Annotated in this window: 11 protein-coding genes; 5 read left to right on the forward strand and 6 right to left on the reverse strand. The window is 37.0% G+C overall.

Annotated features, from left to right (window positions below):
• The first annotated feature begins 425 nt into the window (after positions 1-425).
• Positions 426-2,321 carry a sensor domain-containing diguanylate cyclase gene (locus tag G7057_RS04045; protein ID WP_166161534.1) on the forward strand — a complete coding sequence of 632 codons (1,896 nt, stop codon included), beginning with the start codon at positions 426-428 and terminating at the stop codon, positions 2,319-2,321.
• Between the two features lie 533 nt (positions 2,322-2,854).
• Here G7057_RS04045 and G7057_RS04050 read toward each other — a convergent pair.
• Together G7057_RS04050 and rlmH are read right to left on the reverse strand one after the other, a co-directional pair.
• Positions 2,855-3,880 (reverse strand): HRDC domain-containing protein, encoded by a 1,026-nt coding sequence (locus tag G7057_RS04050; protein ID WP_166161536.1) that lies wholly within the window; start codon positions 3,878-3,880, stop codon positions 2,855-2,857.
• Positions 3,881-4,147: 267 nt separating this feature from the next.
• Entirely contained in the window at positions 4,148-4,627 is a 480-nt protein-coding gene (rlmH, locus tag G7057_RS04055; protein WP_166161538.1) for a 23S rRNA (pseudouridine(1915)-N(3))-methyltransferase RlmH, read from the reverse strand.
• 84 nt (positions 4,628-4,711) lie between these two features.
• On the opposite strand from rlmH, the gene G7057_RS04060 reads away from it, so the two are divergent.
• Together G7057_RS04060 and G7057_RS04065 are read left to right on the forward strand one after the other, a co-directional pair.
• Entirely contained in the window at positions 4,712-6,091 is a 1,380-nt protein-coding gene (locus G7057_RS04060; protein ID WP_227004654.1) for a TrkH family potassium uptake protein, read from the forward strand.
• 15 nt (positions 6,092-6,106) lie between these two features.
• A complete protein-coding gene (locus G7057_RS04065) occupies positions 6,107-6,778 on the forward strand; it encodes a potassium channel family protein (protein WP_166161542.1) in 672 nt (223 codons plus the stop codon).
• Between the two features lie 641 nt (positions 6,779-7,419).
• Here the strand turns inward: G7057_RS04065 and scrK are convergent.
• Both scrK and G7057_RS04075 read right to left on the reverse strand, forming a co-directional pair.
• On the reverse strand, positions 7,420-8,292 hold the full coding sequence (scrK, locus tag G7057_RS04070) for a fructokinase ScrK (RefSeq protein WP_166164062.1): 873 nt from the start codon (positions 8,290-8,292) through the stop codon (positions 7,420-7,422).
• 14 nt (positions 8,293-8,306) lie between these two features.
• The gene (locus G7057_RS04075) at positions 8,307-9,134 is read right to left on the reverse strand and encodes a helix-turn-helix domain-containing protein (protein ID WP_166161544.1); all 828 of its coding nucleotides are present in this window, start codon (positions 9,132-9,134) and stop codon (positions 8,307-8,309) included.
• 50 nt (positions 9,135-9,184) lie between these two features.
• On the opposite strand from G7057_RS04075, the gene G7057_RS04080 reads away from it, so the two are divergent.
• Positions 9,185-11,371 carry an alpha-galactosidase gene (locus tag G7057_RS04080; protein ID WP_166161546.1) on the forward strand — a complete coding sequence of 729 codons (2,187 nt, stop codon included), beginning with the start codon at positions 9,185-9,187 and terminating at the stop codon, positions 11,369-11,371.
• A gap of 201 nt (positions 11,372-11,572) precedes the next feature.
• Here G7057_RS04080 and G7057_RS04085 read toward each other — a convergent pair whose 3' ends face one another.
• Both G7057_RS04085 and G7057_RS04090 read right to left on the reverse strand, forming a co-directional pair.
• Positions 11,573-13,186, reverse strand: coding sequence for a glycoside hydrolase family 13 protein (locus tag G7057_RS04085; protein WP_166161548.1), 1,614 nt, complete (start codon positions 13,184-13,186; stop codon positions 11,573-11,575).
• A complete protein-coding gene (locus G7057_RS04090) occupies positions 13,176-15,128 on the reverse strand; it encodes a sucrose-specific PTS transporter subunit IIBC (RefSeq protein WP_166161549.1) in 1,953 nt (650 codons plus the stop codon). Before G7057_RS04090 ends, G7057_RS04085 begins: the two co-directional genes overlap by 11 nt.
• Positions 15,129-15,341: 213 nt before the next feature.
• Here G7057_RS04090 and G7057_RS04095 point away from each other — a divergent pair, with 213 nt between their 5' ends.
• Positions 15,342-16,832, forward strand: coding sequence for a sucrose-6-phosphate hydrolase (locus G7057_RS04095; RefSeq protein WP_166161551.1), 1,491 nt, complete (start codon positions 15,342-15,344; stop codon positions 16,830-16,832).
• The last annotated feature ends 7 nt before the right edge of the window (positions 16,833-16,839 follow it).

Below are 16,839 nucleotides of genomic sequence, written 5' to 3' on the forward strand. Positions count from 1 at the left end.
AATTTGATTGTTCGAAAGAGGAATTAGCTTTACTCGAGCAAGTGGGGAAACGTCTTGGATTATTTTTATCAAGAAAAGGAGACGCGGCAGCAAAAAACAGGACCCAAGTGGTTGCCTCTGCTTTTCGGTTAGGATTATTACATTAATTCTCAACCTATTTAGTATTTTTATCATTAAATGAGCGTTAAAAGAAGAGAAAATTGTAGATTTGAATTAATAAACATTTAGGTTTTAATATAGTTGTAGAATAAGTATAATTAAAGAGGTTGTTCAAAAAGAATTCTTAACACTTCAATTTATTCATCAATTGAAAACTATCTATTTTTGCCATGTTTTGTTTAAAATATATGTACTTACTGTATATTTATACTTTGTTTTTGACATCTAAAGAATGATCGCACCAAAAGAGGAGTGGAGAGATAAGTATGGAAAGAATTAAAAAATTCCTTTTATTATTGTTTCTGATGGTGTTTACTTGTTTGACAGTTGCTCCAACTGTTAGTTTTGCAGTTCATGGTAATGAGATAACAGCAAAAAATGGGGTACTTGATTTACGTGATATAAATTTTGAAGAGCACAATTATATAGAGATGAGTGGGGAGTGGGGTTTATATTGGAACAAATTCCTCAACCCAGAAAAAGTACCAGATAATCCCTCAACTTTTGTTTCATTTCCTCATATCTGGATGGGTTCTGAAATGAACAATGAGACATTACCAGGTGAGGGACATGCCACATATACACTTAAAATAAAAGTAAATGAAGAGAGCTTATCAACTCATAAGGGCCTTTATGTACCGCTTATTTCGAATGCATCGAAACTATGGATCAATGGGAAATTAGTGAGTCAAATTGGTGAAATTGGTATGAGCTCAAAAGATGAACGTCCAACCTATAATCCACAAGTCATCACTCTTGATTTAGATAAGCCAGAATTTGATCTAGTTTTACAGGTTTCCAATTACTCTGCACGAAACGGTGGAATTTGGGGAGAGTTTTTATTCGGAAATGCAGAAGAATTAATAAGTATGGCTGAGAAACGAATGCTTAAAGAAATGTTTATTATTGGTGGTTTAACTATTGTCGGATTTTACCATTTTGTTATTTATATTCTACGTAGAAAAGATCGAGCTGCTCTCTATTTTGGGATTCTTTGTTTACTAATTGCTCTTCGCTCGCTGATAGTCGGCGAGGTAATTTTAACCGATCTACTCCCTAATTTCTCTTGGGAATGGCTCAGAAAAATCGAATATTGGACGATTTCAATCGCGTTTCCAGTATTTTTATTGTTTCTTAATGCAATGTTTCTTAACTATATAAAAAAATCCATTTTACAAATGTTCCTTTTTATAAGTTTACTTTATTCTTTATTTGTCTTATTTACACCTGCTAAAGTTTTTTCGTATACGATTAACTTTTATCAACTGATCATGACAGCGATGATGTTGTATGTGTTTTTTGAATTGACCAAAGCGTGGAAGCGAAATGTTCCAGGTGTAAAGATTTTATTGATCTCAACCGTCATTTTTACTGGTACAGCCTTAAATGATGTCCTTTATTACAATGAATGGATTCATACAGGTGATTTTACAAGTGTTGGATTATATATCTTTATCCTTGCTCAGTCCATCGTTCTTGCTATTAAATATGCATCTACCTTTCAAAAAGTTGAAACCCTGTCTATTCGTCTAGGAGAACTAAATAACACCCTTGAGGAAAGAGTGCAAATAAGAACTTCTCAACTGGAGCGATCACAAAATGAACTAAAACAACTGAATCAGAAGCTCGAAATTCTTTCAAACATTGATACTCTAACAAATGTTCCGAATAGACGGTCACTCAACCAAAATTATGAAGAGGTTTGGGAGATGAACAAGGATTTATTGAAACCAATTACGGTAATTTTGATCGATATAGATTGTTTTAAGCTTTTTAATGATACATATGGTCATCAAAAAGGTGATGAGGTACTAAAATTAGTCGCTCAATCATTGAAAAATAGATTGGATATGGTTGGAGGATTCTTTGCAAGGTATGGTGGAGAAGAATTCTTTGCTTTATTAGATGGGAAATCCGTTGAAGAAGCCGTTGATATAGCTAAAGATATGAATGATGTCATTCATAAATTAAAAATCCAACACAAAACTTCAACGGTTACAGATACAGTAACAATTAGTATCGGAATTGCCCATTCTACTTCTGCAAATCTAGTAGAAAAAGAGCAACTAATCAGAAAGGCTGACGAAGCTCTTTATCATTCAAAACAAATTGGCGGAGATTCGATATCATTGTTTTATCAGAATGAAATTAAACATCTGTAAGCATCTCGATATTGTGGAGAAAATCTAACATAACAGACTAAATTATATTGGAATTCACAAGTATATCCCACAATATCTCGCTTGAAAAAGCATAGAGTTTATGGATCTGAGCTTTTCCAAATCTCTATCCTAATCTTTATATGGTATACTTTAATGGAATTTGAATATTGGGTAGTACTTTCTAAGTAGTGTTGATTCGTAAATGAAGAGCCTAACCCATTTTGATTAAGATTTAGGCTCTTTCTAGAATTGTTCTGTTAAATTATACGATGGCGTGCTAGTTCCTATGCATCATGTTCACTCAGTATTAACTATATTTCTATCCCCATCTAATTTAAATTCACTACATACCTGATATAATAATAATTTTAATGACCTTAAAAAAACTCATTTACTTATGGTACGGTTCTCCGTATGGATGGTAACTGCGGTTTTTTAATCGCTATTAAATCGTTACGGATGTCTTAACAAACATTGATTTTTTTATATTTAATTTAGCAACATGAATATTCGTTTTTTTTTATTCATCTCAATCAATATTTCTTTAAAATCTCTAAAATAGCAGCTCCGTATTTCTCTACTTTTCTTTCCCCAAATCCATTGATTTTAAGTAGCTCTTCTTTGTTTTTAGGCATAGCAGTAATAATATTCTCTAATTCACTGTTAGTAAATATATAATACGCTTTAATTTTTTCTTTGCGACTTTCTTTTAACCGGAAATTTTTTAAAGTCTTGTAAATTTCCGTTTCCTCTATAACATTGCTTTCTAGTTCCAGATTATTTAAATCATCCTCATCATCAGTATTTCTCAGATAAGCTTTATATTTTTGAGTGTAATCTTTTTCGATATCCTTATGAAAATATTTAAGGAAAGCTTCTGCCCACTCTCGCATTTCCTTATCAGATCTTTTTGGTTCCTTAGATGCTTTGTAAGTATCTTTAATATATGTAACTAGCTGATCGGATCGAATAACTTTCTCTTTAACTTCTTTTTTTGCATACCTTGTTTTCAAAATTGTTTTTGGGTTAGCCAATACAACAATTGAATTATAGCTATTGTCAAATAATTTATCTGCACTTATTTTCATCAAAAAACTCTTCTTGCGGCCTATTAAAAGCTTTCTAATTAAGTCCATGTGCCGTTGGTTCTGAGTAATTGGAGAGTAAATTCCTTCTCTTTTCTTATATCCATTAAATTCCATTGTCCTTATGAAATCACCATTATTGTTGATTTCAATATCTCCATATAAATTTTTACACTCAATAACAAAACAAATTTTCTTGGTAAACACTAGATAATCAATCTGAGCACCCAATCCTTTATGTTCAAGATATACATCATGGAGGACGTACATTGGCATATGACTATTTTTTAATTCAAATTCAATATTCTTTTCCCCCGCCATACCGTACTCTAAAAAATTAATATCACGATCAATCAATTTTTGGCCTTTTTTATTAAGTGTTGGCCTTAGTGCTTTCAAAGAATCAATCTTACTTTCTATATTACTATTCTGTTTTAGAAAAACTGGTTCCTTTTTTCCTATCAACCACTGCATATTCTTCCCTTCCTTCCACTTGTAATTTATTTTTTCTTCCACATTTAATTAAATCAATTTTAGGGAAGATATTCACTAACCCATTTAAACATGGGTCTTGTTTTAAAATCGTCAAAAGGTAAATAGAACTTTATATTTCCTCGATTGTCTGCTAAATCATTTATGATACGGCTCATTCATTGCCATTGAACACAATTGTCACAAGCTTTTAAAATCATAAAGCGAACCCGCATCAGTTTGAGCTGTGGTTTTACGTAAAAACCTCACTTATTTGTGGTAAGGCTCATTCTTCATAATCCGAAACGCACGATACACCTGCTCTACCAACACCAACCGCATCAACTGATGTGGGAATGTTAATTTTCCAAATGAAATCTCTTGGTTGGCTCTCTTGAGTACAGCCTTGCTTAATCCGAGTGAACCACCGATAATAAAGGTGAGGTCACTTTTGCCAGAAATGCCGAGTTGTTCGATGGTTTTGGCAAAATCGACGGAATCGTATTGTTTGCCGTTAATGGCAAGCGCGAAGACATAGCTTTGATCGCTTACTTTAGCTAGTATGCGTTCGCCTTCTTTGTCTTTGACCATTTCCATTTCTTTATCGCTGAGGTTCTCTGGTGCTTTTTCGTCGTTAACTTCGATGATTTGCATTTTGCAATAGCTACCGAGACGTTTGGTGTATTCGGCAATGCCTTGCTTCAAATACTTTTCCTTTAATTTTCCAACTGTTATAATCTTTATATTCATGTGCCTTGCCCCTTTTATATTTTCATCTTCATGTTAGTGAAAAACAAAGATAAGTGCAATCTATTTTTTGAAAGGAGTGGTTTTGTGCGCGACTGGATCTCTCGCTGGGGTATTTCTCAGAAGATTGTGGCGAGTTTTATTATATTGATTATGATTGGAACCTTTCTATTATCACTGCCAATCAGTCAACATCTGGGTTCTCAAGCAACTTATTTTGATCATTTCTTCCACGCTGCTTCTTTAGTAACGGTAACGGGGCTTGTGGATACGCCTATCGCTCATACGTATTCGTTTTTTGGGCAGGTGATTTGTTTAATTTTAATGCAAATTGGTGGGTTAGGAATTATGACCATTGTAGCTAGTGTGGTCACTGCTTTTGGTCGGAAGATGTCATTGAGTGAGCGACTGGCGGTTCAGGAAGGGTTGAATCGTGAGGATGCAACGGACTTTCGTTCTTTTCTGATTACCATTTTAAAATATGTGTTTGTAATTGAAGCAGTTGGTTTTTTTATTTTATCATTCCGATTTGTACCTGATTTTGGCTGGGCTGAAGGCTTATTTACAGCCTTATTCTTATCTATTTCTGGCTTTACGAATGCAGGTTTTGATACGTTAGGAAGCAATTCTCTCGTTTCTTATGTTCATGACCCCTTAGTTAACCTTGTTATTTCGATTTTAATTATTCTAGGTGGGATTGGCTTTCACGTCTGGTTCGATTTTGCTTTGGTATCGCGTAATTGGTTAAAGCGTAAGGGGAAAAAGAGAATACGTTACTTCTACCGTAAATTATCGCTCCACAGTCGCTTGGCTATTATGGTGAGCCTTATCTTAACAGTAGTGGGAACGCTGATGTTTTTAGTTGTCGAATATCAAAATCCTCATACCATTGGTAATTTTTCCTTTGGTGAAAAGTTATTGGCTAGTTTTTTCCAAACGGTTACTATGCGGACGGCTGGTTTAACTACGGTTGATTTTACGCAAGTTTATCCTTTTACTCTATTCTGGTTTGTCATTTCTATGTTTATCGGGGGATCACCGGGTAGTACGGCTGGTGGTGTGAAAACAACGACCATCGCTATGATTGTCATTTTGGTTTACAACGTCTTCCGCGGGCAGAAAAATGTGAACATTTGGAACCATACAATTCCTGAAACGACTGTTCGAAATGCCTTTGTTATCTTTTCAGTTTTCTTTTCGGCCTTCCTTTTAGGAACGGGCGTATTGTCACTATTGAACCCAGATGTGGACTTTATTATTTTGATGTTTGAAGCTGTATCGGCGATTACAACGGTTGGGATTAGCGCCCATCTGACGCCGACATTAGGGATTGCTAGTAAAATAACCCTGATTATCTTAATGTTTGCTGGACGGATTGGACCGATTACCATGGCTGAGAGTTTAGCGCGTAAAGATAAAGAAACAAAAAATATTACCTATGCTGCTGGGAAAATAATTATCGGATAGAATGGAGTAAAACTCATGAAACGAACGATTGGAATTTTAGGGTTGGGGATTTTCGGGAGAAGTATTGCCCGCACCCTTGCAGAATTTGATTATGATGTCATTGCCGTGGATAAAAGTGAGGACAACGTCAACGATTTGGAGACTCTCATTACAAAAGGCGTGATTGGTGACATTACTGACCGTGATTTATTGGAAACCATCGGCATTGGAGACTGCGATGCAGTTGTGATTTCTACCGGTACTGTATTAGAAGCGAGTGTACTTGCAGTGATGCATTGTAAAAAACTAGGTGTACCAAAAATCATTGCTAAAGCAAAAAATAATATGTATCGCGATGTTCTTCAAGAAATTGGCGCAAACGAAGTGATTTTGCCTGAACGTGAATCAGGAGTCCGTCTCGCAAAAAAATTGATGCGAAACAAAATTGAAGATATTGTGGAACTAGACGACCACACTTCCATTGTAGAATTTTCACCTCCTAAAAGCTGGGTTGGGAAGACGATTCAAGAACTGGATTTACGCAAAAGATATGACATCAACTTGATCGGCATGCGTGAATCAAAAAATGCGCCGTTAAACGTTAGTGTATTAGCAAATACACTTGTTCGAGAAGATTTAATATTTTTAGGAATTTCTGAGTCTGATATATTTGAGCGTCATGACTATTTGAAAGAACCTTATGAATAGAAAATAAGAGAAATTTAAAGAAGTTATTTCTTACACAATCTATGGAAGGTGATCTTGGTAACTATTTAGGTCATCTTCTTTTTTCCATTTTTTTACTTGAAGATTGATAATAACAACTGACTATATTATTTCTTATAAATTGAAAGAGGAATGAACAATATGAAAGAGCGGTTTTATACGTGGACAACTTCAAAAAAAATAGTAGCTAGTTTTTTGTTTTTAATTCTAGTTGGCTCTATTCTACTATCTATGGAGCAACTTCTTTAAACAATTATGATCATGATGTTTGCAGGCAGAGTTGGACCGATTACATTAGTTGATAGTCTGTTAAGAAAAGATGAATTCACAAAAAACATTACTTATGCAAAAGGAAAAATCATCATTGGTTGATGTAATGAAAGAATAGTACGAATGAATACTACCTAAGAAAAGCGGACAAGTCCGCCTTGACCTATGAAAAAAGGGGCCGGAAAAAAACTCCCGGCCCTCTAGTATTAACGAATAATAGTGGTGTAAACGTGCTCAAAAAGGCAGATCCGACACCCACTTCACGAATCATGCGCGGATGGTCTTCGTCCATCCTGTGCTTATTCCTTCCAGTGATTCGGATCTAAACGCCTTTTTTCCCACTCTTTTTTTTCTTATAAATGAATTTTTGCTTCTTTTGCAAGTGCCAAGCAACCGATTGTCCCGGCATTGTCTTCTAATTCCGGTGTAACAATGTAGTTTGTTAAATCAGGCGTTTTTACATAACTTTGCATTAAATCTTCGAATGCTTGATGAACTTTTTTAAGCATGTGGCGCTGTTTCATTACGCCACCGCCAAAAATTATGACATCCGGGGAGAGCATGAGTGTTGTGTTATAAGCACATTGCGCTATATAATAAGCCAGCATGTCCCATAGTTCATCATCTGGAGAGATATCTTGCCCTTTTTTACCGGTTCTTTTCTCAATTGCGGGGCCCGCAGTCATTCCTTCCAAACAATTACCATGGAATGGACAATTTCCTGTAAAAGAATCATTTTTGTGAGGTACTACCATCATATGTCCCATTTCCGGGTGGCTAAATCCTTCAACGAAACGACCTTCTTGTATAGCTCCTCCGCCCACTCCGGTTCCAATCGTATAATAAACGACACTCGACAACCCTTTTCCCTTACCAAATACGTATTCTCCGTAAGCTGCAGCATTAACATCGGTTGTCCAAGCGATTGGCAGAGAAAAATGTTTTTTCATTGTGCCAACGAAATCAAAATTTTGCCACAGTAATTTAGGAGTAGATGTAATAAACCCATATGTTGGAGAATTTCGATGAATATCAATGGGGCCGAAAGACCCAATCCCAATCCCTTCCAGCTTATCTTGATAGCCTTTAAAAAATTGAATAACCAACTCCATCGTTTCCTCTGGTGTTGTTGTAGGAAAGCTCACTCGGTCGATAATTTCTAAACTTTCATCAGCAACTGCGCAAACAAATTTTGTGCCACCTGCCTCTATTGATCCGTACATAATACACTCACTCCTCATTATATTTTTTTACTTTCTTTATACTCTGTGGGGGTCATTCCCATCTCTGATTTAAAAACTTTTGCGAAATAATTACCGTTGGAAAACCCAACCGCATGAGCGACATGATCAATCGTTTTATAATCCCATAATCGCTCTAATGATTTTAGAATTCTTATTTTTCTCAAGTAAGCCATCGGTGTGTATTGAAAAGCTTCTTCAAAAGATCGGATAATCTGAAACTTAGACATGTGGAAGTGGTTTTCCATTAAATCTAAACTGATGTCTTGCTGGTAGTTTTCTTCAATAAATGACCGAAGCACTTGAACTTCAGGATCCATTTTCTCTTTTTGTTGGGCAACTTCTTCTTTTATTTGTAAAAATAAATCAAAAGAGAGTTTCGCATTCTCATATAAAGACACTTCTTCATTTTCTAAAAGGAGAATCAGTTCAATTAATTTCTTTGAAAAACTTTCACTGCTTGAAGGGCAGGCTTGGTTAGGTAGTGCCAGCCATTGCTTTGTGATCGGCGAAAACTCTATATAAATAAATTTCCAATCTTCTCCAAAATAAGTAAATCTTCCGGGAATATCTGCCAAGAAAAAACTTCCAGCTTTTTGAACGTATTCTTTTCCGCCACTTTCAAAAATCCCCTTCCCGCTTAAGGTATACTGCATAACTACTAATTGATCTTTTCTTCTCATGCCGTCCCATATATAATCCGCATGTCCTGTCCCTACACCCAGACCTTGGATATAAGGTAGATTCTGATAATCCATATAATGAAAGCGGCGAATGAATGGATGCAATTTATTACCCGCTCTTACAATTTTTTCTTCTTGTTTCATTTCATCAGACTCCTTATGCTTGTTGTAACAAATAAGAAAGAAGGAATAATATGCCGATAACATTTGATTCTCAACAGAATATCTTTCATCTTAAAAATGATTACATAAGCTATATCATCGGGATTGAAAAAGGTAAATATATTACCCACCGTTATTTTGGAAAAAGTCTTACTAGCTACCATGGCAGCAATGAGCTGCAATTCATTGATCGTGGATTTGCCACAAATCCGATTCCTGACGAACGTACCTTTTCATTAAATGCCCTGCCTTTAGAAACGAGTACACAGGGAAATGGCGATCACCGTATACCAAATTATCAAATCCGTAACCAACAGGGTTTCAATATTACGGACTTCACCTATAAAGAACATCGAATTTACGAAGGGAAACGCGAATTAGAAGGACTCCCATATTTGCGAAAGGACAACACTACTTCGTTAGAAATCGTTCTAGAAGACGAAAGACAAACTATTCAAATGATCCTGACCTATAATCTCTATGAAAATGATGCGGTTCTCACTCGAAACGCGCGCTTTATCAACTCAGGTAATCAAGCAATCTTTTTAGAAAACGCGGGATCACTTTTGGTTGATTTCCCTCGTTGGGACTTGGATATGGTTACTTTGAATGGCTCCCATACAAACGAGGCCAATCTGCATCGTCAATCTCTGCATCCCGGAATCCAAAAAATCGAAAGCAGTCGCGGCACCAGTAGTCCGCAACATCAGCCGTTTCTTGCTCTAGCAAATCGAGAGACAACAGAATTCTCAGGAGAAGTTTTTGCTTTTCATTTTGTTTACAGCGGGAACTTCGTTGCCCAAGTAGAAGTGGAACAGTATGGCTCCAGCCGGGTACAGATCGGTATTCAACCGGATACTTTCAAGTGGAAGCTTGATAGTGGACAAAATTTTCAGACGCCCGAAGTTGTGATCAATTACAGTGATCAGGGATTCAATCAAATGTCTCAAAACTTCCATAAAATTTATCAAAAAAATCTCATTCCTAATCCCTTTACAGATAAAGCTCGCCCCATTCTTTTAAATACATGGGAAGCAAATTACTTTGACTTATCTGAAGAATCTCTTGTACAACAAGCCGAGTTGGCAAGCAAACTAGGTATCGAGCTGTTTGTGCTTGACGACGGCTGGTTTGGTGAAAGGAATGATGACACTTCCTCTTTAGGTGACTGGCAAGTAAATCCTGCAAAATTACCCAATGGAATTGCTCATCTCGCTGAAAGGATTCATCAACTCAATATGCAATTTGGACTATGGTTCGAACCCGAAATGGTCTCAAAGAACAGTGATTTATTTCGCAAGCATCCTGACTGGGCTCTACAAGTTCCGGGCTACCACCTTACAGAAGGACGCCAGCAATTGGTTTTAGACTTAAGCCGCGTAGAAGTGCAAAATTATTTGATTGATGTTCTTAGTGGATATTTAGCCACCGGTAAGATTGATTATGTGAAATGGGACATGAACCGACACCTAACCGAAGTTGGCAATCAAACATTGCCTTCTGACCAACAAAAAGAACTTTATCACCGCTATGTCCTCGGTCTTTATCGAATTTTAAAAACCGTGACCGAACGTTATCCTTATGTGCTTTTCGAAAATTGTTCAAGTGGCGGCGGACGTTTCGATCCAAGCATGATGGCTTATATGCCACAAACTTGGACAAGTGACAACTCTGATGCACTTTGTCGATCTGTTATTCAATACGGTTATAGCTATCTCTATCCGCCTGTTATGATGGGTGCTCATGTTTCAGACATTCCCAACCATCAAGTAGGACGCAATACTCCACTTGACACTCGTGGTTGGATTGCAATGAGCGGAAATTTCGGATTTGAATTAGACATAACAAAACAAACTACAGAAAATCTCCAAAAAATTACAGAACAAATTTCCTGGTATAAAGAACATCGCGAGCTTATTCAATTTGGTGATTTTTATCGTATTCAAGCACCATCCGAAACGGGTGCAACGGCTTGGCTATTCAAAAACCAAGAGGAAGCTTTATTGGTTTATTCCAATGGTCTCGCTCGGCCAGCCGTTCCCGTTCAGTATCTTCAGACTAAATTTTTAGATGAAAATGCTATTTACCAAGATTCTACCACAAAGAAATACTATAGTGGATCGGAATTAAATCATGCAGGTATTCTCGTTCCCCGTATTAAAGGCGATTTCGAAGTGATTGCTTACCATTGGAAAAAAACTGAAATTTCGAATAAATAAGTAAACTGAAGTATGTATCTCGAGATACATACTTCAGCTATTTTTATAGACTAGGGGATTATAAGTTCAGCCATCAATGTCTAGCTCCCAAGTCCTGACCTAGTGAAAAAAAGATAAATTTGCCCCATTGCGCGCTTCGCTGCTCATTCAGGGTCAAATTTCCTATTTTTTCATAGGCCAAGGCGGACTTGTCCGCTTTTTTTATTTTATTTTTATTGCAAAAGCTTCGTATGGAGCCAGGCTACTAGAGAGTTCTTCCGAATAATTTGTGATTAACCATTTTTTTACGCTAGGAACGAAATCTAACTGATATCTTTGATTGCTAGGACTAAAATTAACCATAACCAGCAATTTTTCGCCAGCCAATTCGCGCAAATAAGCTAATACATTGGTATTTCCAGTCTCTACCTTTGTGTAATCACCATCGACTATAACTGGTTCAGTTTTCCGTAAATCGATTAACTTTTTGTAAGTATACAGCAAAGAATTGCTATCTTCCAAAGCAGCTTCCACATTAATAGTCTCTGTGTTTCCTGTCGGAAGCCAGGGAGTTCCTTTCGTAAAGCCACCTTGAACGCCATTATTCCACTGCATCGGATGCCGTGCATTATCTCTTCCTTTTGCGTTTATCGACTTCATGATTTCTTTTTCAGAATAGCCCTGTTGAATTCTTTCTTTATACATACGTATGCTTTCGATATCGTCCACTTCAGCAATACTGGATACGGGATAATTGATCATCCCAATCTCTTCTCCTTGGTAAATATAGGGAGTGCCTTGCATAAAATGAAGATAGATCGCCAGCATCTTGCCACTCAGTTCACGATAACTTCCATCATGTCCCCAACGAGAAATAATCCTTGGCAAATCATGGTTGTTCCAAAATAATGAATTCCATCCTTTTCCAGATAGTTCCGTTTGCCATTTTGAAAAAACATCATGCAGTTCTTGAGGTTCGAGCGCCTTCAAATCCCATTTTCTTTTTCCCGTTTGCTTATCTAAGTTAATGTGTTCAAATTGAAAAACCATCGACAATTCTTGACGGTTCTCATCTGAATAGAGTTGCGCAATTTCAGGAGTCGCTCCCCATGTTTCGCCTACCGTCACGACATCATATTGTCCAAATGTTTTTTGATTCATTTCGCGAAGCAATTCATGAAGCTTCGGTCCATTTTTAGTAATTTCTTGGTCTGGTATTTTACCAATCAAATCAATCACATCCAGACGGAAGCCACCAATCCCTTTTTCTAGCCAAAAATTCATCATATCCCAAATGGCTTCTCGCATTTTCTCATTTTCCCAATTTAAATCGGGTTGCTTTTTAGAATGGAGATGCAAGTAATACTCGCCTAATTCTGGAACATAGGTCCAAGCTGAACCACCAAAGTTAGAAATCAATCCATTCGGTGGTCCTCCATTCTGGCCTTTTCTCCAGACATAAAAATCATGATAAGGATTGTCTGGACCTTTTAAAGATTCTTGAAACCAGCGATGTTCATCGGATGTATGATTCACTACTAAATCCATAATAATACGAATGTTCCGTTTTTTTGCTTGTAAAATCAGCTCATCCATATCTTCCATGGTTCCGTACTCTTCACCAATTTGTTCGTAATTACTGATATCATAGCCATTATCATCATTAGGGGACTCATAGACTGGACTCAGCCATAGAGCGTCTACCCCTAAAAAGGCCAGATAATCTAACCGTTGAACTATTCCCTTTATATCTCCGATCCCATCATCGTTCGTATCTTGGAAACTACGCGGATAAATTTGATAAATAACCGCTTTTTTCCACCAATTAGTTTGCATCCATCTTGCTCACTTTCAAAATGTCTTCTCCAGTTTGAACGCTTGTTTTTTCAAGTGCTTCGATTTGTTCGAATGAATCTGAGTTTGTAACAACCATGATTACTGTATCATCATAACCTTCATCTAAGATTCCTTCACGATTAATGATTGCTAACACATCTCCTTTTCTTACTTGCTCTCCTTGCTTTCTAGAAGTCTCGAAGTGTTTTCCATTCAAGTTAACCGTATCGATTCCAATATGGATAAGTACTTCAGCACCGCTTGCGGTCTGCAAACCGTATGCGTGTTTTGAAGCATTTACCACAGTAAGCAATCCATCAGCAGGAGCATAGATTTTATTCTCATTTGGTTTGACTGCGATTCCTTTTCCCATCATTCCAGAAGAAAATACAGGATCATTCACATTTTCCAAAGCAACAACTTCACCACTTACTGCTGTTCCAATTACTTCTTCTTTTGCTGATGCATGGACAGTTTCTGACACTGCAACTACAGAAGAATTGCTTTCTACACCTTCTGCAAGCGGCTCGCTCATTTTATTTTTTCCATAGACATATGTCATTCCAAAAGACAACACCAAACTTACAACTACACCGATCATGAAATAAGGAATAGATGCTGATGCAATAGAGATAAACCCAATAACACTTGCTGGTCCCATTGCAACCGATAGGACGTGGAAGAAACCAATTACCGCACAAGCAATACCTGAAGCAATCATCCCAATAATGAAAGGAAATTTAAGTTTCAGATTTACCCCAAAAATAGCTGGTTCAGTGATTCCCAGTAATGCTGAAGCACTGGCAGAAGAAGCTAAACTCTTTTGCTTTTTATCTTTCGTCAAGAAGAAGACTGCAAGCGCTGCTCCCCCTTGCGCAATGTTTGCCATAGCTGCAACCGGGAAAATGAAAGAACCTCCTGTGTTGGCAACATCAGCTAGTAATGTTGTTTCAATAGCTGGGAAACTTTGGTGTAGACCAGTAATAACCACTGGTGAGTAAATCAGGCCGAAAACGCCTAAACCAATTGCTCCTGTTGTATCATACAGCCAAACCAATCCATTGGTCATTCCATCAGAAACCATGCGCATAATGGGTCCCACTACAATAAATGTTAAAAATCCGGTAATAATGATTGCTAACATAGGGGTAAAAGTAAAGTCAAAGGCTTTATGTATTCTCTTATGGAAGAATTTTTCAAGATTTGCCAATATCCACGAAACAGCTAACACAGGCAAAACAGAACCTTGATAGCCTGCTTGTGCAACATTTAGACCAAACACATTCCAATAAGGCATACTGCCGTCCGCAATTGCATTCGCAACTCCGTAACCGTTCACAAGATCTGGCATTACCATTACCATACCCATTGCAGCTCCCAGATATGGATTCCCTCCAAAACGTCTGGTTGCAGAAAAACCAACTAAAATAGGGAGAAACGCAAATGGCGCAGAAGCTAACAAGTTAATAATACTCGCTAAATCCGTAATGCTTGGAAACATCTCTACTACTGATTGAGGTCCAAACAGATTAGGGGATGTTAAAACATTATTGATAGCCATCAATAAACCACCAGCAACTAATGCTGGAACAATTGGCACAAAAATATCAGACAGAACTTTAATGAGTGCCATTACTGGATTTACTTTTTTTCCATCAGCTGCCACGGCTTTTAAATCTTCTGTTGAAGCCTCTTTCACTCCAGCAAGTTTTACAAGCTCATCGTAGACATTATTCACATCTCCAGGACCAATAATAATTTGATATTGATTATTAGCTAAAAAAGTCCCTTTCACATCATCATTGTTATCCAATGACACTTGATTGATATTGTCATTGTCTTTTAAAACTAAACGTAACCTTGTAGCGCAATGAGCAGCTGCCTGGATATTGTCCTTCCCTAATGCAGCCAATATTTCCTCTGCGACTTTTTTGTGATTCATAAATTTTTCCTCCTTAATTTGAAATCGCTTTTTTCATCAATAGTATTACATGCTAAAACAAGAATGTCAAACGTTTATCAAAATATTTTTAGAATAAAAATAAATTAACTACTAACACTGATATTATAACTTTTGCATTGTTATACGTTTGACAATTTGCTTTGAAAAATGTATGATGTGGGCAAGAATACGCTTACGAAAAGGAGTAATTTTATGACTCTTATTAAAAATTGGACAACAGAGTTACGCTATCAACATTACGACAAATGGCCCGAGGATTATATAAAACAACTAAAGAAGCAAGTATCTCAATCGAAATGGCGCTTAAATTATCACGTTCAACCAGAAACTGGATTATTAAACGATCCAAATGGCTTTTCCTTTTTTAATGGAAAATGGCATCTATTTTACCAATCCTATCCAATGGGAGCTGTCCATGGACTGAAATCATGGTTTCATCTTACTTCCACTAATTTAATCGATTGGCAAAAAGAAGGAGCTGACTTGCTCCCTGATAGTCCATACGACAGCCATGGTGTCTATTCAGGTTCTGCGTTTCCACTAGACGATCGACTTTTTTTAGCTTATACAGGCAATGTTCGAGACAACGATTGGAATCGATTCTCTTATCAAATGGGAGCATGGATGGATCAAAACAATCAAATCGAAAAAGTACAGCTACCATTAATAGAACAGCCTCCAAAAGGATATACACAACATTTTCGTGATCCACAAATTTTTGTTTATCAAAATAAATATTTTATGGTAATCGGTGCTCAAAACGAAGCACTGGAAGGAAAAGTTTTGACATATATGAGTACAGATTTACAAAATTGGGAATTACAAGGAGAGCTGGATTTCTCTGAGCATCAAATGGGCTTTATGGTTGAATGTCCGAATCTAGTATTCGTTGATGGAAAAGCTTTGCTCCTTTTCTGTCCTCAGGGCTTGGAAAAAGAAATTTTACCGTATCAAAATATCTATCCGAATACGTACGTAGTCGCTAACGAGTTCGATTCAGAGAATAACCGTTTAACCAATCCTAGCAGTTTAAAAAATCTGGATGAAGGGTTTGATGTCTATGCAACTCAAGCCTTTAACGCTCCGGACGGACGGGCTCTAGCAGTTAGCTGGATTGGATTACCGGAGATTACTTATCCAACTGATCGTGAAGGCTGGGCTCATTGTTTAAGTCTCACAAAAGAGTTAACCATTAAGGACGGTATGCTTTTTCAAAATCCTGTTGCTGAAACGAAAGATTTGCGAGAAAAAGAATACAAGCTGCACGGACAGCTTCATGCTGAACCACAAGCAATCAGCACTTCAATAGAAAATCAATATGAACTGAATATAGAGTTCGAACAAGGTGCAAAAGGAAAACTGACACTGTTAGCAGACCAAAAAGAAAATACAGGATTAGAACTTTCTTTTGATACCGAGCGTGGTACAATGATAATCAACCGAGAAAATGTTGGAATCAGTTTTGGTGAAGAGTATGGTAATCAACGAGAATTCTCCATTCCACAAGGGCCGCTTTCATTGCGAGTATTTGTTGACTCGTCGGTCGTTGAAATTTTTATAAATGATGGAGAAAAAACCGCTACTGCTCGTGTGTTTCCTAAAGAATCAAAAAATGATATTTTGCTATCTGGCAGCCAAAGTTCATTTTCCGGTAAATTATGGACCTTGCGTTCAACGAAATGAGAGACAG

Origin of the sequence: Jeotgalibaca arthritidis (genome assembly GCF_011100465.1) — a bacterium.
Taxonomy (GTDB): domain Bacteria; phylum Bacillota; class Bacilli; order Lactobacillales; family Aerococcaceae; genus Jeotgalibaca; species Jeotgalibaca arthritidis.